At 50.8% G+C, this 20,484-nt stretch carries 20 protein-coding genes; 9 read left to right on the top strand and 11 right to left on the bottom strand.

What is annotated here, in order from left to right; translation table 11 throughout:
* Positions 1-28 precede the first annotated feature (28 nt).
* Positions 29-505 carry a MarR family winged helix-turn-helix transcriptional regulator gene (locus ACYVIY_RS26965; protein ID WP_460979705.1) on the bottom strand — a complete coding sequence of 159 codons (477 nt, stop codon included), beginning with the start codon at positions 503-505 and terminating at the stop codon, positions 29-31.
* 183 nt (positions 506-688) lie between these two features.
* On the opposite strand from ACYVIY_RS26965, the gene ACYVIY_RS26960 reads away from it, so the two are divergent.
* On the top strand, positions 689-2,113 hold the full coding sequence (locus tag ACYVIY_RS26960) for a glycoside hydrolase family 30 protein (protein WP_460979704.1): 1,425 nt from the start codon (positions 689-691) through the stop codon (positions 2,111-2,113).
* A gap of 130 nt (positions 2,114-2,243) precedes the next feature.
* Here the strand turns inward: ACYVIY_RS26960 and ACYVIY_RS26955 are convergent, their stop codons facing one another.
* The 4 genes from ACYVIY_RS26955 to ACYVIY_RS26940 form a co-directional block, all read right to left on the bottom strand.
* Positions 2,244-3,311, bottom strand: coding sequence for a peptidoglycan DD-metalloendopeptidase family protein (locus ACYVIY_RS26955; protein WP_460979703.1), 1,068 nt, complete (start codon positions 3,309-3,311; stop codon positions 2,244-2,246).
* Between the two features lie 86 nt (positions 3,312-3,397).
* Complete coding sequence (gene trxB, locus ACYVIY_RS26950; protein ID WP_460979702.1) at positions 3,398-4,354, bottom strand: thioredoxin-disulfide reductase; 957 nt, start codon at positions 4,352-4,354, stop codon at positions 3,398-3,400.
* 214 nt (positions 4,355-4,568) lie between these two features.
* Positions 4,569-6,560: an OmpA family protein gene (locus ACYVIY_RS26945; protein ID WP_460979701.1), complete on the bottom strand. Its 1,992-nt coding sequence runs from the start codon at positions 6,558-6,560 to the stop codon at positions 4,569-4,571.
* Entirely contained in the window at positions 6,515-7,150 is a 636-nt protein-coding gene (locus ACYVIY_RS26940; protein ID WP_460979700.1) for a 7-carboxy-7-deazaguanine synthase QueE, read from the bottom strand. Before ACYVIY_RS26940 ends, ACYVIY_RS26945 begins: the two co-directional genes overlap by 46 nt.
* A 179-nt stretch (positions 7,151-7,329) precedes the next feature.
* Here ACYVIY_RS26940 and ACYVIY_RS26935 point away from each other — a divergent pair, with 179 nt between their 5' ends.
* On the top strand, positions 7,330-9,003 hold the full coding sequence (locus ACYVIY_RS26935) for an MFS transporter (protein ID WP_460979699.1): 1,674 nt from the start codon (positions 7,330-7,332) through the stop codon (positions 9,001-9,003).
* Between the two features lie 54 nt (positions 9,004-9,057).
* Here ACYVIY_RS26935 and ACYVIY_RS26930 read toward each other — a convergent pair whose 3' ends face one another.
* Complete coding sequence (locus ACYVIY_RS26930; protein ID WP_460979698.1) at positions 9,058-9,765, bottom strand: head GIN domain-containing protein; 708 nt, start codon at positions 9,763-9,765, stop codon at positions 9,058-9,060.
* A 305-nt stretch (positions 9,766-10,070) separates the two neighbouring features.
* Here ACYVIY_RS26930 and ACYVIY_RS26925 point away from each other — a divergent pair, with 305 nt between their 5' ends.
* From ACYVIY_RS26925 to ACYVIY_RS26895, 7 genes are all read left to right on the top strand, one after another.
* The gene (locus ACYVIY_RS26925) at positions 10,071-10,289 is read left to right on the top strand and encodes a hypothetical protein (RefSeq protein ID WP_460979697.1); all 219 of its coding nucleotides are present in this window, start codon (positions 10,071-10,073) and stop codon (positions 10,287-10,289) included.
* Between the two features lie 100 nt (positions 10,290-10,389).
* Complete coding sequence (locus tag ACYVIY_RS26920) at positions 10,390-10,932, top strand: DUF4833 domain-containing protein (protein WP_460979696.1); 543 nt, start codon at positions 10,390-10,392, stop codon at positions 10,930-10,932.
* A gap of 80 nt (positions 10,933-11,012) precedes the next feature.
* Positions 11,013-11,837 (top strand): sterol desaturase family protein, encoded by an 825-nt coding sequence (locus ACYVIY_RS26915; protein WP_460979695.1) that lies wholly within the window; start codon positions 11,013-11,015, stop codon positions 11,835-11,837.
* Between the two features lie 501 nt (positions 11,838-12,338).
* Positions 12,339-12,686: a winged helix-turn-helix transcriptional regulator gene (locus ACYVIY_RS26910; protein WP_460979693.1), complete on the top strand. Its 348-nt coding sequence runs from the start codon at positions 12,339-12,341 to the stop codon at positions 12,684-12,686.
* Positions 12,676-13,758 (top strand): fatty acid desaturase family protein, encoded by a 1,083-nt coding sequence (locus ACYVIY_RS26905; RefSeq protein WP_460979691.1) that lies wholly within the window; start codon positions 12,676-12,678, stop codon positions 13,756-13,758. Before ACYVIY_RS26910 ends, ACYVIY_RS26905 begins: the two co-directional genes overlap by 11 nt.
* Before the next feature lie 50 nt (positions 13,759-13,808).
* Entirely contained in the window at positions 13,809-14,720 is a 912-nt protein-coding gene (locus tag ACYVIY_RS26900) for an SAM-dependent methyltransferase (RefSeq protein WP_460979690.1), read from the top strand.
* 365 nt (positions 14,721-15,085) lie between these two features.
* Positions 15,086-15,826, top strand: a complete 741-nt coding sequence (locus ACYVIY_RS26895; protein ID WP_460979689.1) for a nuclear transport factor 2 family protein — start codon at positions 15,086-15,088, stop codon at positions 15,824-15,826.
* Between the two features lie 125 nt (positions 15,827-15,951).
* Here ACYVIY_RS26895 and ACYVIY_RS26890 read toward each other — a convergent pair whose 3' ends face one another.
* The 5 genes from ACYVIY_RS26890 to ACYVIY_RS26870 form a co-directional block, all read right to left on the bottom strand.
* On the bottom strand, positions 15,952-16,272 hold the full coding sequence (locus ACYVIY_RS26890; protein ID WP_460979688.1) for a hypothetical protein: 321 nt from the start codon (positions 16,270-16,272) through the stop codon (positions 15,952-15,954).
* 303 nt (positions 16,273-16,575) lie between these two features.
* Positions 16,576-16,995: an LIC_13387 family protein gene (locus tag ACYVIY_RS26885; RefSeq protein WP_460979687.1), complete on the bottom strand. Its 420-nt coding sequence runs from the start codon at positions 16,993-16,995 to the stop codon at positions 16,576-16,578.
* Positions 16,996-17,165: 170 nt separating this feature from the next.
* Entirely contained in the window at positions 17,166-17,510 is a 345-nt protein-coding gene (locus tag ACYVIY_RS26880; RefSeq protein WP_460979685.1) for a cupin domain-containing protein, read from the bottom strand.
* 240 nt (positions 17,511-17,750) lie between these two features.
* Complete coding sequence (locus tag ACYVIY_RS26875) at positions 17,751-18,686, bottom strand: PLP-dependent cysteine synthase family protein (protein WP_460979684.1); 936 nt, start codon at positions 18,684-18,686, stop codon at positions 17,751-17,753.
* 532 nt (positions 18,687-19,218) lie between these two features.
* Positions 19,219-20,055 (bottom strand): alpha/beta hydrolase, encoded by an 837-nt coding sequence (locus tag ACYVIY_RS26870; RefSeq protein ID WP_460979682.1) that lies wholly within the window; start codon positions 20,053-20,055, stop codon positions 19,219-19,221.
* Positions 20,056-20,484: the final 429 nt, after the last annotated feature.

Below are 20,484 nucleotides of genomic sequence, written 5' to 3'. Positions count from 1 at the left end.
GTATCAACTAGTTGGGTAAAAAAATAGATTACTTGTCAATGAGGTCCGCGATCTTCCGTAACGTCTTCAAAAACGACGTTAGTTCTTCGGCGGTCAGGTGACTGGTTACTTGTTTATCAATGGTTTCGGCAGTCTCAATGGCTTTCTCAATGACCAGCTTTCCGGCTGGTGTCAACTGAATCAAATTCTTTCGGCGGTCCACACTATCGGCAACGATTTTCAGGTATCCGTCGCGCTCCATTGTCCGTATGGACCGTTGAATCCCCGATTTGTCTTTCTGGAGCATATTGGCAATCTCCTGTTGAGACAACACATCGTCACCCGAAAAGTAGATGACAAAGAGTATCGGGAATTGCTCAATCTGCAAGGAGAAACCTGCTTTCGATAGTTCTCGATTGGACTGGCGGCCCATCAAATGACCTACGTGGCTAATCATGAAAATGGATAACCGCCCCATTCGCTCCGAGAACTTCTGCTGTATCTTCGATCCTTTATCTCCAATCATGGTGCAAATGTAAAACACTGTTGATATATCAACTAATTTTGTCTAATAAAAGTTTTCATTCCGGAAATATACTAGAAGCCGTAAGGAGAACTTAAGCTAGTTAAACGCCATGTTAGTCAATCCCTTACTAAACATCAGCTCAGATTGACGTAGTATTGGACTAAATTTCAATGCTGGCCGAGAATGAGATCACCCGCTACCCGTTTATACGTACTAGCCGCCCTAGGTTTGCTGCTGTTCAATACACAATGCCGCCGAAGCCTGAGCCGCTCGACCGATGCAAAACCCGTTGAGGTTTGGTTAACCAATCCTGATAAATCTACTTTATTCGAGAAGCAACCGGCTGCGTTGGCGTTCTCGCCCACTACTCCCCAACCGCTGACCCTAGATGTGGATGACTCCCAAGCGTTTCAGTCGATTGATGGCTTTGGCTATACCCTGACGGGAGGTAGTGCTATGCTCATTCATCGCATGGAGACTCAAGCCAGAGCCCAATTGCTGCATGAGTTGTTTGCCACGGAAGGCAAGGCAATCGGAGTAAGTTACCTGCGGCTGAGTATTGGCGCTTCGGATCTGGATGCGCGCGTGTTTTCTTACAACGACCTTCCCCAGGGGCAGACGGACCCTACGTTGAGCAAGTTCAGCCTCGATCCCGACCGGACTCACCTGATTCCCGTACTCAAAGAGATTTTAACCATCAATCCCACCATCAAGATTCTGGGGTCGCCCTGGTCACCGCCGACCTGGATGAAAACGAATGGACAGTCGAAAGGAGGGAGCCTGAAGCCCGAATTTTACGAGGCTTATGCGCAGTATTTCGTGAAGTACATTCAGGGTATGAAGGCCGAGGGTATTAGCATCGACGCCATCACGATCCAGAACGAACCGTTGCACCCTGGCAATAACCCCAGCCTCCTGATGCTGCCCGAACAGCAGGCTGAGTTCATCAAAAAAAGCCTGGGACCAGCGTTTCGAGCTGCCGGCATTAAGACCAAAATCCTGCTGTATGATCATAACGCGGACCGTCCCGACTATCCGATTTCTATCTTAAACGATCCGGAGGCCAGACAATACGTGGACGGTTCGGCCTTTCATCTGTACGGGGGCTCGGTTGAGGCCTTAACGCAAGTGCATACTGCTCATCCGGATAAGAATATTTACTTCACCGAGCAATGGATCGGCGCACCGGGAAACTGGAAAGGCGATTTGAACTGGCACGTCAGAACACTCATCATCGGCGCTACCCGTAACTGGAGCCGCACGGTATTGGAGTGGAATGTAGCCGCCGACCCGAAGCTGCAACCGCATACCGAAGGTGGGTGTGACCAGTGCCTGGGGGCCCTTACCATTGATGGAAACACCGTAACGAGGAACCCCGGCTATTACGTGATTGCGGTGGCTTCTAAATTCGTTCGTCCCGGTTCCGTTCGGATTGCCTCAACTGCGTCCGAGTCGCTGCCCAACGTAGCGTTCAGTACGCCGAGTGGCAAGCGGGTGCTGATTGTCCTCAACAACGGTTCGGCCAATCAGTCGTTTAGCATTCGGTATAAAGGAAACGTAATCAATACGTCGCTGCCCGAGGGCGCCGTTGGTACGTATGTCTGGTAGCTTAACGCATGCAGTACCTGTAAATACCTACGCAGCAACGGCCGACTATCTCTAATCTGGAAAGGTATCGAAGATAGTCGGCCGTTGCTATGCCCAAACGCAAATAAGCAGAAACTGTTCTGAACGAGACTTAATTGACCCGTAACTTTTGACCGGGTCTGATTCTTGACCGGGACGATAAATGATTTTTACGCGTCAGAGCCGAAACCGACATGCCGTATCGACTGGCGATCGAACTGAGCGTTTCGCCCGACCGAACTCGGTGCAATACCGTGCGCTTAAAGCGGGGTCTACTAACCACATCAGAAGATGAACGCCCGCCCCGGAGGTAATCCCAAACGCTGCCCGTCAGCAGAAAGTGGTCGGAGTTGATCGTATTCGCCGGAAAGGTATAGATATTCAGCGGACTGAATGGATTGCCTTCGTAACGCGTTTCGAAGTGAAGGTGTGCGCCGAAGCTCCGTCCGGTGTTGCCGCCTAAACCAAGCTGGTCACCGGCTTTTACCAACTGACCCGTCTCGACCGTTTGCTTCGACATGTGGCCGTACAGGGTTTCGAGACCGTTGTAGTGCCGAACCAATACGTAGCGACCGTAACCGTTACCGTCCCAGCCCACAACCCGGACAATGCCATCAAATGCCGAGTACACCGGGTCGCCGGTTTCCAGGTCAAGGTCAGTGCCCGTATGCCAGCGTCCCCACCGATACCCAAAGTTCGAGGTCATTTTGCCTTCGTTCAGCGGTGCCGACCAGTAGCGGTTGGCTGGCGGATCGTACAGCTTAATGTCGATGGCTTCGTTAAACTCAAGAGGGTTAATGTTGTAGGGGTCGATGTGGCGGGAGTCCCAAACGGCGTAATAATCGGCAATCTTGACCCATTCGTTACCAACCAGCACGGAATCAATGACTTCTACTACGCTGGTTTCGCCCTGGTCGATCATACTGGTGTCTTCGCTGACGACCGGGTTTAATTCTTTTTTAGGCTCAAACTGGCTGTTGAAGCGAAGCTGAGTGGTTTCTTGATCAAACTGGTCATCCGCTTTTCGAGGCTGTTCAATGACCGTGGTATTGGGATTTGACTGATTTTTGGGCGTAATGCGCAGGTTATTCTTAAATCGCCCGCGCTCCTGAGCCTGTGCCGTTACGGTAATGCACAAGCACCCAATGGCCAGCAGCCATCGTGTAGCGGTTTCTCTCATTGTATATTGAAATGGCCGGTACACCGTATTGGCCGACCAGAGCGTATCCAGCCAGGAAATACGGTGTACTACCCATTGGTTTTTAGTTAATGAACAAGCTCCTGATCCTGCATCTCCAGGGTGACCAGATAACGCTCGGCGTCGAGGGCAGCCATACAACCTGTGCCGGCTGCCGTAATGGCCTGACGATAGATGTTATCCTGGGCGTCTCCGCAGGCAAAAACGCCGGGTATGTTGGTCCGGGTGCTGCCCTTCTCGGTCAGAATGTAACCATGCTCATCGAGGTCGAGGTAGTTCCGGAAAATGTCGGTATTCGGTTTGTGGCCAATGGCTACGAAAAAGCCGGTCACGTTTAAAACGGTTTCTTCACCGGTTACGCTATTTTTCACCAGCACGCCCGAAACATCTTCGTCACCCATGACTTCCAGCGTTTCGGTATTGTAAAGAATTTCGATGTTCGGGGCCGTTTTTACGCGCTGCTGCATGAACCGAGACGCCCGCATTTCATTGCGCCGAACGAGCATATAAACCTTCCGGCAGAGGTTGGCCAGATAACTAGCTTCTTCGGCGGCTGTATCGCCCGCGCCAACAATAGCCACATCCTGGCCCCGGAAAAAGAATCCATCGCAAACGGCACAGGCGGATACACCCCGTCCGTTCAACCGCATTTCCGAGGGCAAACCAAGCCATTTGGCCGAAGCTCCCGTCGAAATAATAACACTGTCAGCTGTTATTTCATGCTTTTCGTCGACGATGGCGCGGTGCGGGTGACCCGAAAAATCAACGCTGGTGACCATTCCGTACCGTACGTCTGTGCCGAACCGACGCGCCTGATTTTCTAAATCCTGCATCATCTGGGGCCCCTGAACACCGTCGGGATAACCTGGGAAATTGTCGACCTCAGTCGTGATGGTTAATTGTCCGCCGGGTTGAGCACCCTGATAAAGAACGGGCTGCATGTTCGCCCGGGCTGCATAGATAGCCGCTGTATAGCCAGCGGGGCCGGAGCCGATGATCAGGCACTTTACGTGTTCAGAAGTCATTGCGATAGGCGCGATGTTGTCTTAAAACTGAATAGATAGACTCGGTATAACCGTGAATCTATTCGAACAACATACACAAAATTGAAAAAAATCCCGTAGGAAAGCAAAGAATGGGTTTAGCAGGCAAAGTGCCATTCATTGTCATTAGTCATTTCATTAGGTCGTTTGTCGTTTACCTTGACAGCACAGCATAATGACAATCAATGACCAGTGACTACAGTACCCGCCACTCTATTCGCCGGTTCAGGCGCCGATTCTCTTCGGTTGTGTTCGGTGCAACTGGTCGGGTTTTTCCGTAACCCACCGCCCGGATCCGTTTGGCGTCAATGCCCGCCTGCGTCAGGTACGCGACAACGGCCTGGGCTCGTTTCTGCGATAGGGTTAAGTTGGCTGCGGCATCGCCCTTATCGTCGGTATGACCGGCAATTTCAACGCTAACCCCTGGATTCGTTTGCAGGAACGCCGACAGCCGGTCGAGTTCAGTACGTGATTTGTCGGCCAGATCGTACCGGCCCGATTCAAAGAACAGATTGTTCAGCGTTTCTTTGGCGGCCGATCCGGTAGTGACTGGTTCCAGTGGTACGCTCAGCGACATGCCATCTCCTTTGGTTTTCTGCGTAAAATCAAACGAAAGACTTTTGAACAGATAACCCGGTACGCTCACGTAAAGCGCATACTCACCTCCGCTTGGCAGAACGGCCGTGTATTGCCCGGTTTGGGCATCGGCCTGTACGCGCGATACGACCTGATTTGTCTTTAAGTCGATCAGCTCAACTGTAGCGCTGAGGGGTTTCTTCGTTTTGGCATCGGCAATGACGCCTTTCAGGTAACTGACCGATTTAACCCGTTCGCGGAGCGATTCGGGTAAATCAAATGTATACAGCCTTGATTTCTGCGAAACCCCGTCTTTCTGCTCTTCGTAGGAGTAATAGGCGCGGGTGCCGTTGGCCGCCACAAACAACGAGGCCTGATCTTCTGACGTATTGATCGGATAGCCCAGGTTGGTCGGTTCTGACCAGGTTCCCGATGGACCCGTGTCGCTGACGAACAGGTCGTACCCACCCATACCGACGTGTCCTTCCGAGGCAAAAAACAGGCTCTGTCCGTTGGCGTGGATGAACGGCGAGGCTTCGTTATACGCGGTGTTGACGGGAGCACCAATGTTAACGGGATCGGCCCAGCTGCCATCCGTCGCTAAGTCGCTGCGCCAGATGTCGCGCCGACCTTTACCCCCCGGACGATCAGATACAAAATACAACCGACGTCCATCCGCCGACAGCGACGGCTGTGATTCGTAGTAGCCCGTGTTCACGATTGGCCCTAAATTTTCGGGAGCCGACCAGTCGGAGCCCGTTTTCCGGCTTAAGTACAGGTCGCAGCTGCCAAATCCTTTACGTCCCTGGCAGGCCGTAAACACCAGCGTGCGCCCATCGGCCGACAGGCTCGCCGTGCCTTCGTTGTCGGGCGTATTGATGTCGGGTGATAAAGAGGTTGGGGGAGACCAGGTTTCGCCGTTGAACGTAGCCGTCATCAGGTCTTCGTCGCCTTCGGGTTTGAGGGCGGTAAACACCAGCGTTTGTTCATCGGCCGTCAGGACCGGGAAGTACTGCGACGGGGTGGTCTGCAAGACCGACGAAAGCGGCTTGGGATCGACGGTCTGGGGACGCTGGAGAGCCTCCTGTCCAAAGCGGGCCGTTTCGAGCTGGCGACCAACGCGTTGCGCCTGCGCCGACTGGGGCGCAAACATCGTCTGAAACTTTTCGAGATACGGAATGGCCTCGCTGTAGCGGCCCAGGCGAAGCAACGTATTGCTCAGTGACTGGTAAGCGGCCCCGGAAGCGGCATTGTCGGGCTGGAGCTTGATGGCATTTCGATAGGCGACTATGGCGGGTTCGAACCGTTTGGTGAACTCATACAACTGCCCCAGTTTGAGGTAGGCATCCGAAAAGTTTGGATCGAGCTTCACCGCCTGTTCCATGAACGGAATCGCGTCGTTCGCCTTGCGTTCGCCAAACAATTTGATCGATTGCGCGTAGAGTTCTTTGGCTTTAGCGTTTTGCGCAAAGGAGGAAAGGGAAGAAAGGAGTAAGGGGAAGAACGGGATAATGAGCCATCGGGAAAACCCCTTTCTCCATCTTCCCTTTCCTGCTTTTTTTCCTTCTACGGTATATCCAGATATTTGTGTGTCTGCAACGAAATTTGCCATTGCGGATGGTCTTTTACATACTCAACGATGCGAGGTAGCATTTCATTGGAACGACTCCACTCGGTTTGCAAAAAGAGTTTGCAACCGGGCCGCAGATTGGGAACAAATGATTCAGCAAAGGCGAAATCCGACGCGTTGTAGATGATTACTTTAAGCTCGTCGGCTTTGTCGAAAATAGCTGGATTGGGCTTTTTGAATTTCTTCGGAGAAAAGCAGATCCAGTCCCACGAGCCGGTCAGGCGCTGGCACACGCCCGACGTTTCGATATTGGTTTGAAAACCCGCTGCGTGCAGGGACGCGGTCAGATTAGTGAGGTCGTGCATGAGCGGTTCGCCACCGGTAACAACGGCCATCCGTCCGGGGTACCGTAACGCGCCGTCTACGATGGTATCAAGGGGCAGCTTGGGATGCGCATCGGCATCCCACGATTCTTTTACGTCGCACCAGTGGCAGCCAACATCACAGCCGCCGAGCCGGATGAAGTAAGCCGCTTTGCCCGTGTGGGCACCCTCCCCCTGTAAGGTATAAAACGCTTCCATAACGGGTAAGGGGTGAGTCATTACTAGAGGTTGTTCCTGTTCTAAATGCATAGACAAAGATACGTAAGCTTCGGCGGAATGGCTATCTGTATCGCCTGCTCGGCTACGTTCCCGCAAAGGAGGAAGCGGGTGTATGCACGAAACGAATCCAAACGTTCGGCCGGTTTGGCGGTTATCTGAAAGGAATCAAATCACCGGCCTGGTTCCCAAAACCTTTCTAACGATAGCGCATGAGTGCAATAAATATGGATGTACCAGCCGAGAAACCGCCAACCATCTGGCAGGCCTTTCAGGTAGGTATGTTTCGGGCGATCTGGATTGCCGCTTTTGTGTCGAATATTGGAACCTGGATGCAGAACACAGCCGGGGTATGGCTTATTACCACGCTGTCGGACTCATCGGTGCTGGTGGCCCTGATGCAAACGGCGACCAGTTTGCCCGTCTTTCTGCTCAGCGTACCGGCGGGGGTGATCGCGGATTTGCTGGACCGGCGCAAATTGCTGCTAATCACACAATTGTTCATGGCGGTGGCCGCTTCCATCCTGGCAATTACGACGCTGTTGGGTCTGTCGACGAGCGTATCCGTGCTGTTCTTAACGTTTCTGCTGGGTATCGGAGCCGCTTTTAACGCACCCGCCTGGCAAACAGTAGCGTCGGAGATGGTTCCCCGCAATCTGCTGCCCGCTGCCCTTACGCTCAACGGGGTGAGCATCAATGCCGCCAGGGCGGTTGGTCCGGCGGTGGGTGGTCTGATTATCGCGTATTACTCGCCGGGCTACGTTTTTCTGCTCAACAGTTTATCGTTTCTGGGTACCTGCTGGGTGCTGTATCAGTGGAAGCGGACGGACACCCCATCGAATCTGCCGAGCGAAAATTTTGTGAGTGCCCTGCGGGCGGGCATTCGTTACGTTCAATTTTCGCCGTCGATTCATGCCATCATGATTCGGGCCTCGGCCTTTACATTTGGGGGTAGTGCTTTGTGGGCGTTGCTGTCGCTGGTCATCGCGCGCAAATTTCACCTCAATGCGAGTGCCTACGGGGCCATGCTCTCCTGTCTGGGAGCCGGAGCAGTAACGGGGGCGCTGCTTATGGATCATATTCGACAGATGCTGTCGACCAACAAACGGATCATTGTAGGTCTTATCGGCTTCTCATTGGCCACCGTCGCGCTGGGGGTATTGCCTTCTGTTACATTCCTTTACCCGATGATGTACGTAGCGGGCGTCAGTTGGCTGCTAACGCTCACTAGTTTCAACGTATCGGTGCAATTGCACCTGCCGAAGTGGGTACAGGCCCGGGTGCTCAGCATTTATCTCTTGGTGTTTCAGGGCGGGATGGCGTTCGGAAGCCTGGTGTGGGGGAGTGTGGCCAGTCGGTTCAGTCTGGAGACGGCCCTGTTGATGGCCGCGGCCTGGCTGCTGGTCAGTACGTTGCTGGTGTTTCCGTTTCCGATCCGGCAGAGTGAACGGTTGAATCTGTCCCCGGCCAGCCCGTGGACGGACCCGGAAGATCATGCTCAAGTAAGCCCCGACGAAGGGCCCGTAATCGTCATGATTGAATATCGGATTGATCCGGCCATGTTGTCCAGCTTTCTGAGGGCGGTGGAGCAGTTGAAACGCATCCGGCTACGGGATGGCGCGCTGCGGGTGGGGGTGTTCACGGATATTGCCCAGCCTACGCGGCAGGTCGAATTTTTTATGGTCGCGTCCTGGGCAGAACACCTCCGTCAACATCAGCGGTTTACGCAGGAAGACGTAGCGATCGAACGGATGGTCAAGCAGTTTCACCTGGGTCCAAACCCACCGGTGGTTACGCACTTTGTGGCCCAGACCGATCGAATTGACAACCCACTGGCCCCACCCGTTGCCGCTCCGAGTGCCGTTACGCTCGAAGGCCAGCAATAAAGCCCCATTCAGAGAATAGGGCCTTTTGACAGATAGCGAGGTAAGCCCGGCTGATTAGTCGGGTTGCACTTTACTGGCTCCGCTGACGTGCTGTTTAACCGTTGGGTTGCCCCGGTAACGCACAACGCTGGCTCCGCTGGCGTTAACCACCAGCGATGATCCTACGCTCACGCTGGCTTTGCTGGCCCCTGATGCTTCAACATCTGCCCGTTGCGCGGGGTAGTTAAATGCATCTAAGTTCGAAGCGCCTGATAGGTCGGCCTGTAACGTTTCACTCTCTCCATCTAGGCGCAGCACCGAAGCCCCCGAAAGGCGCATGGTAGTCCGGGCGGCTTCAATGTCAAAATTTCCTTTTGAGGCACCGGTCAGTTCAATATCAAGCTGATCGAGGTTCGAGAATCCCCGGATGGTCGATTGGCTAGCTCCCGAGAATGAAACGCCCCGTAATGTGGGCATGGTAATGGTAAAGCTGGTACCGTACTTGCGGTTGCGGTTGTTTCGATACTGAGCAATCAACGTATTGTTACGTACGTAGACATCGAGATCGTCGAGATTACGCCGGTCACCGTTCGCGATGATGTTGAACGCGGTGCCGGGCACAACCGTAATGGTGAAGGCACTTCCCATGTCCAGGCGGTTGAAGTTGGTCAGGGCATAGGTTTGCTGACCGTCCTGGTACGGACCAACGTCTTCGCGAATGCAGGACGTCAGGGCGAAAAAGAGAAGCGATAAACTGGCTAAATACGAAAAAAAGCGTTTCATGATTTTGCGTGATTGTATTACTGGTTACTACTCAATTCAGGCTGAGATTCGGCGGGTAAACACCAGCTTTTGGTCGCTCAGCAGGATAAAGACAGCTCGTTATGCGCTTCCCCCTACGTGCTGCGCAAAAAAAAATGTGATCATTGCGCGGGACTCAGCTCAGGCGGCTGGGCAGGCTGTTTTCTTACCCGTCTGGCAAACGGTTCATTAGGGCTAGGATTGAAAACTTTTTGGCTGCCGGATAGGGGGAGGAGCTGTAGCGGCTGTCATACGGCTGTTAAACAACAGTAGACACCATTGAAATCATGCAGCCATACAACCTGAAAGTAACCGCCCAGTCAGCCCCATCCACTACCAGCCCACCTGCCTATGCACGGCAGTCCCCAGTGGATACTACCCAAATCGGCCAATCAGACCCGTTGGAACGTAGCGCCATCGAGCGGTCGGTTTTAGGATTGCCCGTGTCTGCGCCTTCATCCTGTGCTACGTGCCGCCTGGCGCATTGTGCTAAGCGCACGCGGTAAGGTCAAATTTGTCTCCTTTTTGAATTAGTCATCTACGCTCAAAAAGCGGAAGGGTTCGCTATTGCCCAAACCGCAGCGTACAAGTAAACCGACAGCGATTATGAAACTGAAATCAGTAATTCTTTTGGCCGTTCTAACCGGCTTTTTCGTACAGAGTAATTCGCCTGCCCAGGCCCGTGAACCGGCTTTCCCGACGCCCCCAAGTTCTCAGCAGCGGCTATTCTACATCCAGCGTAGCAAAGATGCCAACACGATTGTGTATGACGCCAATCTGACAACCGACGGGCGGCTGAATGCCCGAAAACCCGTGACGGTATACTGGATTCGGTACGCGGATAAAGGGCAGCGCGAAGACCTTACTCTATTTCAGTGGCAAATGGCATACGGGTATAAACATCGCCAGTCGGCAGCCGAAGGGTATGATATATGCCTGAATGCATTTCGAAAACGCCCCATCAACGTAGTGTACAGCCAGGGTAAGCCTATGGCCGTAACCACCATCAACGGGAGGAGCGCCCATCTCCAGAAAGTATTCGTGCAGGTCGACCCGGAGTCGGGTGTAATCCCACGGGTTCAGTTCATAGATATGTATGGCATCGACCCCCAGCGGGGCACGCCGGTTCACGAACGAATTACTTTCTAACGCTCTCACATACAACGTAACGCGCCTATAGAACTGGTCTGACTGGCCGGACGATAGAGGCTTATTACCACAATTAGATCATGGAATTTCCTGAAGTAAATCCTGGCACACAGCCTGTTTTGCTGTATGCCGTGCCGCTTATTGTGTTTTGTATAGCCCTGGAGTGGTGGTTCACCCGCCACGACGACCATCGCCGATACGATGGTCGTGACTTCAAGGCATCGCTCGGAATCGGAATCGGTAGTCTGGTTATTAACGCCATTCTGAAAGTGGTCACGGTAGGCCTAAGCTGGTTTGTTTACGAACATCTTCCCTGGCGCTTGCCCAACACCTGGTGGGTCTGGCTGGTCGCTTATGTGGGTATTGACGCGTGCAATTACCTAGCTCATTACGTGGCTCATAAACAACGGATCTGGTGGGCTACGCACGTAACGCACCATTCTTCCGAGCACCTGAATCTGTCCACCTCCTTCCGCAACTCCTGGACGCAGTACCTGAAAATTGTGTTTTTCGTACCGGTCTGGCTAACGGGCATTCACCCGGCCATTATTTTCACCTGTTACCAGCTCGACCTGCTGTATCAGTTCTGGATTCATACGGAGGTAGTGCCTAAACTGCCCCGCTGGCTGGAGTATGTGTTTGTTACGCCTTCGCACCACCGGGTCCACCACGGTCGTAACCCACAGTACATCGACAAAAATTTTGGTACGACGTTCATCATCTGGGACCGGCTGTTTGGTACATTCCAGGAAGAAACCGAGACACCCGTATACGGATTAACCAAGCCTGTTAAGTCGTATAATGTCATCTACCTGAATTTTCACGAGTGGGCGGCTATCTGGCAGGACGTTCGGAAGAGCAAATCTGCCCGCGAGGTGATCAATATTCTGTTCGGCCCACCCTGACAAAATGTTTTTTTAAGGTGAAAACCGGTTTTTTTGCTGGCAAGCTTCTGGAGTCGGCCAGCCAAAAAACCGGTTTCCGATCAGTTGGATAGGGTAGACTTTATTTATTACCACTTTCCAGTGTCTTTAGCACAGCTTGCTCTTCATCCAGCGGTTACCTGAGAAGAAACTTACTGGCCTGAAAGATAGTTACTAACTATATTGCTACTTCTTTTCTGATCATCTCTTCATGCTTCACGGTGCTGTCGAGACTTTACACGACAGCGTATTGCCTTCATGTTTGGCTTGCCAGTCTTCCCTTTTTTACGCTTCCATTCTCTAATATCCCTTACTTTAACGCCTATTTTTAAATTTTAACGTTCGCTTACCCCTGTTGCTGACAAGACTCACCATTGGCTTTAGTCGACTTCGCTAAAGACATTCGATAGACGATTAACGGCAATACTTTACACTGTCTCGGCTTGGGCTTTCCTGATTCGGTCCGGTATATGACTACACGCGATGCCACAAACCGATCTGAACGAAGACCCCTTCGACCCCGCATTAATTCATAAAGCTCTGACCATTCTGAGTGGCAAATGGCGGCTGTATATCATTCTGCTGCTCGATAAACGCACGCTTCGCTATAGTCAGCTAAGCGAAAAACTACCCGACATAAGTCAGAAAGTACTGGCGAGCGAATTGAAAGCACTCGCTGCACTCGGTGTGTTGACGCGCAAGGTATATGCCGAGGTACCGCCACGGGTCGAGTATGCGCTTACTGAAAAAGGCCAGTTAGCTCTTCCTATTTTAAAGGAGATGCAGAAACTAGGCAAATTATTTAACCAGGAATCAACTGATGAGCAATAAGCTAAAGTTTAAGAATACCACCCGCTCCACATTCTTCGTTACGGCGCGTAAGCGAGTGGACGCGTATTTCAGTGAGCAGGCCCTTTCCCCCCACGCCAACGGAGCCATGTGGGCCAAAGCCATTTTCTTTCTGTTGGGGTATGCCGTACTCTACGGGTTGATTCTGTCCAATCAGTTCACGATCTGGCCCATGTTGGGCCTGGCTATTTTATTGGGCATGTTTGCCGCTTTTATCGGATTCAATGTATCCCACGATGCCCTGCATGGTGCTTTTTCGGCTCACGACTGGGTCAATCGATTAATGGGCGGAAGTTTTTACCTACTGGGAGCTAATCCCTATGTCTGGAGGATAACGCACAACGTAGTGCACCACACCTATACCAACATTCCCGGCCACGATGAAGATATTGAGGTTGCACCGGGGCTAGTCAGGCTGGACCCCGACGAAACATTACGTCCCTGGCACCGGTACCAGCACTGGTATACCTTCCCCTTGTACGCCCTGGCATCGCTCTCGTGGGTATTCCGGAAGGACTACGTTAAATTCTTTCAGAAACGCATTGGGCAGCACGATACGTCTTCGCATCCTCGTCGGGAATACATCAAGCTATTTGCTTCCAAGGCTATTTATTACGTGTTCTTTTTGGTTATACCTTTTCTGGTGCTTGACGCAGCCTGGTGGCAGATCATTATTGGCTTTATTGTGATGCACCTGGCCGAAGGACTGGTACTGGGGCTGATCTTTCAGCTGGCCCACGTAGTGGAAGGCACTACGTTCCCGTTGCCCAACGAAGAAGGCGATATGCAGGGGGCCTGGGCCGTTCACCAGATGCAGACAACGGCCAATTTTGCGCCCCAGAGCGCGGTGGCGGCTTTTTTCTGTGGGGGACTAAATCGCCAGATCGAGCACCATCTATTTCCAAAAGTCTGCCACATTCACTACCCGGCCATTACCGCGATTGTCAAGCAAACGGCCGAAGAGTTTGGCTTGCCTTATATGGAAAACGCAAGCTTCGGGTCCGCCCTTTCGTCGCATTACCGGGTACTTCAGAAGTTAGGACGGCCCGTATAGGTTGGGCGCCCGCCTGTCATGTTTATCCTCATTCCTTTCTCCTTAAGCTCATGGCAACCCAACAGGATTTAGACTTTACCTACACGACCATTGACGAAATTTTTCGGCTGAGCATGGGCGAAACCGGCGACTATAGCGGGGCCATGTACAACGGCGATTTCTCGATGACCCTTGAGGAAGCTCAGCGGCAGAAGCATAAATTCATTGCCGACAATCTACAGGTGAAACCCGGCTCGCGGGTGCTGGACATGGGCTGTGGGTGGGGGCCTTTCCTGAATTATCTTAGGGAGCGCGGTGCCGATGCCCGTGGTGTTACGCTCTCGCGTGGTCAGGCCGAGGCTTGCCAGGCCAATGGTCTGCAGGTCGACGTAAAGGATTGTCGGCAGATTACCCGGGCCGATTACGGTACGTTCGACGGGATTAGCTGCATCGGGGGCATGGAGCATTTTTGTTCCGTTGAACAGTACCAGGTCGGTAAACAGGATCAGGTGTACGCTGATTTTTTCGGTACGCTGAATGATCTGCTGCCCGTTGGGGGACGATTCTACATGCAAACGATGGTGTTCAGCAAGAACATGATACCATTCGAGAAAATCAGTCTGCAAGCGCCTAAAGATTCCCCTTCCTACGCCCTGGCGCTGATGATTGCCCAGTTTCCGGGTTCCTGGTTACCCTACGGGCCGGAGCAGGTCATTCGCAATGCGGCTCCTCATTTCAAGCTGCTGTCACAAAGCAGCGGTCGGCTCGACTATATTGAAACGATTGGACAGTGGCGGAAGCGCTTTCGGGCGTTTCACCCGCGCAAATACAGGCTATATGTTTCATTGCTGCCCCGACTGTTAACCAACAAGTCCTTCCGGGACCTGATTGCAGTATTTAGAGTCAGCCCGAATCGGGTGTGTTTCCAGCAGGAAACGATGGACCATTATCGACTGGTATTCGAGAAGGTTACCCCAGCGTGACCCGTCCTGGTTGAAGAACACTAGTTGTTGAATTCAATCTGAACAACTGGTGCTACGTCGGCTTCTCCGGGCTGACGTAGTTTCTTGTATTCCAAAAAAATAGTACGTTTGTCTCGCTGAAACGTAATCTCATCACATACTCTCCACCGCCGACTATCCGCACCTCAACCTGGGCGGACGGCTCTATTACGTTGCTGTAGCTGCAGCAACGGCAGGTTCTTTTGAGCGACCTGTACATCCTTCTTCTATTCATTTTTTAGTCGATGAAAACAAACGTTTCATCTTGGGTTTGCTGTGCGTACTGGTTCCAGTTCGTATCGCATCGAGCCCTGATGCCGAATAAGACACTTAAATGACGACAGATCATGCAATCAGCATTAACTAATAAAACCATCATACGCGATTTTTATCGGCGAGCCGTTGGGCAGGGCGATCTTGAATTTGCCAGTCAAATTCTTGCCGACGACTATATCCAGCACAGTACAGCCCTGAAACCGGGGAAAGCCGGTGTGCTCGAAGCGTTGGCCTACATGAAGCAACTGCCCAAACCGGCCAGCTCGTCAACCCCATTCTTGCGGTTACTTGCCGAAGGGGATTATGTAGTTACGAACCTGAGTATTGATTGGGGCGGCAAGAAGAAAGCCGTTGTTGACTTGTTCAGGTTTCAGGACGGACAGATCGCTGAACATTGGGATGCCGTTGAGGATTACCCCGAAACGTCGTTAAATGGCCATGCGCTGATGGATGGACCCATGCCGACGGATGACGCCAAGCTGACCCCAATTAACAAGCAACTGGTGACCCGATTTTTCGAGGACGTATTCGTTGAGAGACGATTTGCGGCACTGGCCGATTTTGTAGCCCCTGATCTCATTCAGCACACGCCCGAAATAAGTAACGGTCTGGATGGATTGAGCCGGTATTTGCTGGAGTGGGAGCGTACCCAGTCAGCCAGGACGCTGCATCGCGTTTTTGGCGACGGTGATTTTGTTGTTGTTCAGTCGGAGGGAAAGGTGAACCTGAAGCAGTGCATGTATTATGACATCTTCCGGGTACAGGAGCAGAAGCTCGTTGAACACTGGTCTGTAAAACAGCTCATCGAGTAGCTAATCCAGGCAATACGTTGCCAACTGAGTTGTTACGTAGCTGGGCATACACCAAAAAACAGGTTTGGTCGCATGAGGGAAGCCCACGACCAAACCTGTTTTTGTTGGATAAAGCGAAGATACGATTACCGGCGCGGTGGTTTAGCACCTGTCGTGCTGGGCGGAGTTTGCGTGGCAGGGGTTGAGGTGCTGCCACTTGTTGTGCCCGAAGATGAACTCGATCCCGACTTCCGGGTTGTATCTCTCGTGGCCGATGAATTTGTGGACATCGATCCGCTGCTCATGGTTCCCTGATTGCCCGAAGTGGTTCCAGTCGTACTGGTCGAGCTTTGGGTACCTACGGAAGTGCCGCTGGTCGATGAATTGGTTGTGTTGGTCGTTTGGGCATTTGCTGTGTACGTGGCAAGCGCGATGAAGAAGGCGCTGGCGGCTACTACTTTTTTCATAACTTGATAAATTAAAGGGTTGATAAATAAAAGCGACCTGGTTTACAACTTCCAACGGGAGTACAAAACCTGACGCTTCCGAATGTTGCCCTCACTCCTGTTGCAGGATGGCAATACAAAGCAAAGCCACGTACCTTAAGCAGGACTTAATCTCACTTTAAATTTACCTTAAAATTGCCTGAAGGTGAGCCAGATAAGAATTCAGACAGAGCAAACGATCTTGCTTCTACTGTATGCACCTACGTAGTACGCATTGCAAACGCTTTCGCGAGAGGACGCGGAGCGAGCGAACAGCCTATCCAGTTATTTACTGATAAAAGTCAGGATGTAGGCAGTAAGGTAGCAGGCTAATGTTAGTAACAGCCCAATCAGCGGAACACTGAACCAGTACTTTCCGGCCAGCCAGACATAAAAGCCAATGGTAAGGATATTGATAACAAAGAAAAGGTGGTCGGATGGCAGCACTCGGAAATAGCGAAGGGCCAGATACAGATTGATCGCGCCAATAAAAATCACGCCCGCGCTATGACTTCCATTAAACCCAATCCACGATTTCCACATAGTTATGTCTGGAGTCAGAAGGGGAGAAGACGATTTCATGTCGTCAATCATTTTCCCGTTCCTTGACGAAAATGCATTTGTGAAAAACGTGAGATACAGGTGAATAAATCCTAACAGAGCCGTTACGGTTGATCCTGTAATCCAAAGATATTTTGCCAGCATCCTCTTGTCTTTAAATCACCACAAATCAGCTTTCATCCTTTTTACTACGTATTGATGTCCCCAATCCCGTTAATCAGACCAACGTAACCACTGCTTTTCTAAAATCCTGGTGAAAACACCTGATAAGGCTCGTCTTGTGCTACGTAACGAACTTTGAGCTGACTTCCCGCTTAGATCGCCACCTGCACCGTTTCAAGTTGGGCATGTTCAACGGTTAGGTTAACCGAACGCTCACCTTTCGGCCGGGTTCTATGGACAACGTTTTTAGGAATGGTAAACAGTTGCCCCGGCAGTAGCTCGATTGTTTCTGATTCGAGATCGATCAACAAAATCCCCTCAAGCATGATAAACGTTTCATCCGAATTGGGATGATAATGCCAGTAGAAGCTTTGGGTCATCACACTCACCTTTACTACGTGGTCATTGACCAGCGCTAAAGAGAAATTGGCGTAATTGGTCTTGACCGCATCGGTTAGTTTTTGAATATCAATAACAGTAAGGGGTGCAACATTCATAAGCAGTGTTAATTAGGTAGGTAACGAGTTGGGCCGTTTGGCTTGCTCAGGGCTACTTTTAGCTTGTTTACTACACAAGTCGGGTCAGACAGTCTTTGTTATATCTTGTCAGAACATTCACATCATTGGACGGAGCGCTCAGCACTTTTGCATACTGATGGTAGATAACGTAACAGGTTGGTATGGTACGTTTATCCCGCGACTTGTCAGCGGAAAACTGACCCATGGGCGGTGAAGCTCCTACCCGTCAAATAAGCCCCCGGCCAAGTACTTCACTCCCGAATCACAGGCAACCGTCACAATCGTGTGATTAGGGCCCAACTGACAACCGATATCCAGCGCTGCGGCTACGTTAAGCCCAGTAGATGTCCCGGCAAAGATACCTTCACGAGCGGCCAGGAACCTTGCTGTTTCGCGAGCGCGGGCTTCAGGTATAGCACGTACCTCGTCGTAATGATCAGTCGACAACATTGGGGGAATAAATCCCACGCCGACACCGTCAATACTATGGCTTCCTTTAGTGCCCTGCGTCAACATGGGCGATTCGGCCGGTTCAAGCGCCACTACGTTTGTCTGAGAACGGGCCTGTTTCAGTTCCTGCGACACACCGGTAAGCATGCCTGCGGTGCCAACTGCTGCCACAAAAACATCCACCGCGGCTGGACACTGTTGAATAATTTCCTGCCCCATTTTTCGATACCCTTCAATAGCATCGCGGTTCTCGAACTGGCGCGTCCAATAGTTCTCGGGGTGCTGGCCTAACTCCGACGCTAAGCCAATCATCCGTGGAATCAGGTCTGGCGTAATTTGGCCGCCTTCGCTCGGTACAAGCTGAATCTCGGCTCCTAGAGCCCGCATGGACTGTAGCTTTTCTTTAGCGAAAGCATCTGACGAAATTACCCGAAACCGATACCCTTTCACCGCGCAGACAAAGGCCAGCGCTGTGCCTGTGCTCCCTGCTGTACATTCGACTACGGTCATATCAGGCCGGAGCGTACCTCGTTGTTCCGCTTCTTCGATGATTGCCTGCGCCATGCGATCTTTGAATGAACCGGTTGGGTTCAGGTATTCCAATTTCAGGTAGATAGCGGCACATGGTTGGGGAACGATGTTGCGTAAGCGCACCAATGGCGTATTACCAATCGCCGAAAGGGCAGTATGTGTCGTTGAAGGCATGAGGTTTTAAGGGTTTACCACGGGTCGAAATCTGCTTTGTTGGTATGGAAAATTCGGCTGTATGTACCTCGAATGTATCGAAGTACCTCGAATGTATCGAACCTGGTAGTGGTGACCAGACATATGCAACGTATGCGTTTGTAGAAGACTATGAATTGTCACCGAAAATCGGCCAACATAAATGATCTCTTTTTTTAGTGAATGAGCGGTCAGCGATTCAATAAGCCTGCCTAACCGAGCGCGGGCCGCGTCAAACCGCTCTTTTAGTTTCAGCATAGAAGATTCTTGTACTGCACTTCAGACCCTTCCAACAATTGATTCAAACGCCGTCGAGTTCTTTCTAGGAATCTGCCGCCCACAACCCGACGAACGTGCCGAATTAGCCTAGCCAAGGCCTTTGTGGCAGCCTGGGGAATTACTTTATCACCTCACTGATCAGTAATTCGTCTGCCTAGTTGGTAACGTAGTACCACACTTATCGTAATACCCTGGTTATGATAGTTTTTTAGGTTACTTACTTCTTTAATATATATCACTTCCCTGCATTCTCTTTCCAATCACTATACACAAATCGTAGCGCATCATAATAGGCGTGAATTGGCTCTGTCATGTGGTCTTCATCAGGGTAATATTTATACTTGTGTTGGAATGTTTTCAAATTATTCTGTTTAACGAGTTTATCAAACTTCAATACATTATTTCGAAAATCTCCGTCTTCATTTCCTACGCTATAGAAAAGTTTTTTATCCTTTATTGGTAATTTTGGTAGCTTTTTTTCTGCCAATGATAACAAATATTTGTTGCCGAACCATAGCGAAGGACTTATCGCAATGTAAGCATTAAACATAGCAGGGCGCGTAAGCATGCAATTAATAGTTGTAAGACCACCGAACGAATGTCCGGCAAATATTTTGAAAGAACTTGTTTTGTAAGTAGTCTCTATATAAGGCATCAATTCCTGCTGAATAAAGTTTAGAAACTGTTCATTGCCACCAGATGTCTTGTATTTAGAATCAACTTTACCGTCAAAGTCGATTAAACTAGTAGTGGGCGTAAGGTCTTTTACCCGGTCTAAACTAACAATCCCTACTACTATTATAGGAGGAATAACTTTCCAATGCCTCAAATATTCTACGTATGCAGAAACGATGTGAAAATGGTTCTCCCCATCCAAGAGATACAGCACAGGCAATGCCTTGCCTATATCTGTAGAATCGAGTTTTGGAACGTTAATGTATATCTGACGGTCTTGATTTAGTACCCGGGAATGAATTAAATGGACATCGTTGGCAATATGATTGTATAACTTTGGTACTTGGGCTGTTGCCTGTGATGCGAGAAATATAAAGAATACGATAAAGTACTTCATAACATTGACGAAAAATCTGGTAAAAGTGTATAAATCAAGGAATGTCTCGTTCAAAATTGCTAATAACGATTTGGCTATTGGCGAAGAAGAGACAAGTGAAAAACGTCAGCTTGAATTATGAGCCAAAGCCCAATAGAATTACAAATTTCGAGGCTTGTACCAAATTACGCACTCCGGTTCATAGTTTGAATTCCATGGGTATTTGTGCAACCTGGAAAATTACTTTATCACCTCACTGATCAGTATAGTAGGCGTGATATTGGTGTACTTGGGGAAATCTGCCCGTGTTGCGTCTCTACGGCGCAATCGCAGCCTGATATTCAAGTAGACTTTTATTGATGCGTGAATAAGCTTATAATAATTGTATTTTGCTGTTAGTATGGCAAAATACAAACACTCAGACTACGAAGTACTTCGCCGACGCTGTGT

The organism is Spirosoma knui, from assembly GCF_054780635.1.
This window is presented reverse-complemented; position numbering and strand designations above follow the sequence as displayed.

Bases quoted from the DNA above. Each gene is read 5' to 3' on its own strand.
- ACYVIY_RS26940 (WP_460979700.1), bottom strand. From the start codon at position 7,150: ATGCATTTAGAACAGGAACAACCTCTAGTAATGACTCACCCCTTACCC.
- ACYVIY_RS26905 (WP_460979691.1), top strand. From the start codon at position 12,676: ATGAGCAATAAGCTAAAGTTTAAGAATACCACCCGCTCCACATTCTTC.
- ACYVIY_RS26965 (WP_460979705.1), bottom strand. From the start codon at position 505: ATGATTGGAGATAAAGGATCGAAGATACAGCAGAAGTTCTCGGAGCGA.
- ACYVIY_RS26945 (WP_460979701.1), bottom strand. From the start codon at position 6,560: ATGGCAAATTTCGTTGCAGACACACAAATATCTGGATATACCGTAGAA.
- ACYVIY_RS26960 (WP_460979704.1), top strand. From the start codon at position 689: ATGAGATCACCCGCTACCCGTTTATACGTACTAGCCGCCCTAGGTTTG.
- ACYVIY_RS26875 (WP_460979684.1), bottom strand. From the start codon at position 18,686: ATGCCTTCAACGACACATACTGCCCTTTCGGCGATTGGTAATACGCCA.
- ACYVIY_RS26885 (WP_460979687.1), bottom strand. From the start codon at position 16,995: ATGCTGGCAAAATATCTTTGGATTACAGGATCAACCGTAACGGCTCTG.
- trxB (WP_460979702.1), bottom strand. From the start codon at position 4,354: ATGACTTCTGAACACGTAAAGTGCCTGATCATCGGCTCCGGCCCCGCT.
- ACYVIY_RS26870 (WP_460979682.1), bottom strand. From the start codon at position 20,055: ATGAAGTACTTTATCGTATTCTTTATATTTCTCGCATCACAGGCAACA.
- ACYVIY_RS26925 (WP_460979697.1), top strand. From the start codon at position 10,071: ATGCAGCCATACAACCTGAAAGTAACCGCCCAGTCAGCCCCATCCACT.
- ACYVIY_RS26955 (WP_460979703.1), bottom strand. From the start codon at position 3,311: ATGAGAGAAACCGCTACACGATGGCTGCTGGCCATTGGGTGCTTGTGC.
- ACYVIY_RS26910 (WP_460979693.1), top strand. From the start codon at position 12,339: ATGCCACAAACCGATCTGAACGAAGACCCCTTCGACCCCGCATTAATT.
- ACYVIY_RS26935 (WP_460979699.1), top strand. From the start codon at position 7,330: ATGAGTGCAATAAATATGGATGTACCAGCCGAGAAACCGCCAACCATC.
- ACYVIY_RS26930 (WP_460979698.1), bottom strand. From the start codon at position 9,765: ATGAAACGCTTTTTTTCGTATTTAGCCAGTTTATCGCTTCTCTTTTTC.
- ACYVIY_RS26890 (WP_460979688.1), bottom strand. From the start codon at position 16,272: ATGAAAAAAGTAGTAGCCGCCAGCGCCTTCTTCATCGCGCTTGCCACG.
- ACYVIY_RS26900 (WP_460979690.1), top strand. From the start codon at position 13,809: ATGGCAACCCAACAGGATTTAGACTTTACCTACACGACCATTGACGAA.
- ACYVIY_RS26920 (WP_460979696.1), top strand. From the start codon at position 10,390: ATGAAACTGAAATCAGTAATTCTTTTGGCCGTTCTAACCGGCTTTTTC.
- ACYVIY_RS26915 (WP_460979695.1), top strand. From the start codon at position 11,013: ATGGAATTTCCTGAAGTAAATCCTGGCACACAGCCTGTTTTGCTGTAT.
- ACYVIY_RS26895 (WP_460979689.1), top strand. From the start codon at position 15,086: ATGCAATCAGCATTAACTAATAAAACCATCATACGCGATTTTTATCGG.
- ACYVIY_RS26880 (WP_460979685.1), bottom strand. From the start codon at position 17,510: ATGAATGTTGCACCCCTTACTGTTATTGATATTCAAAAACTAACCGAT.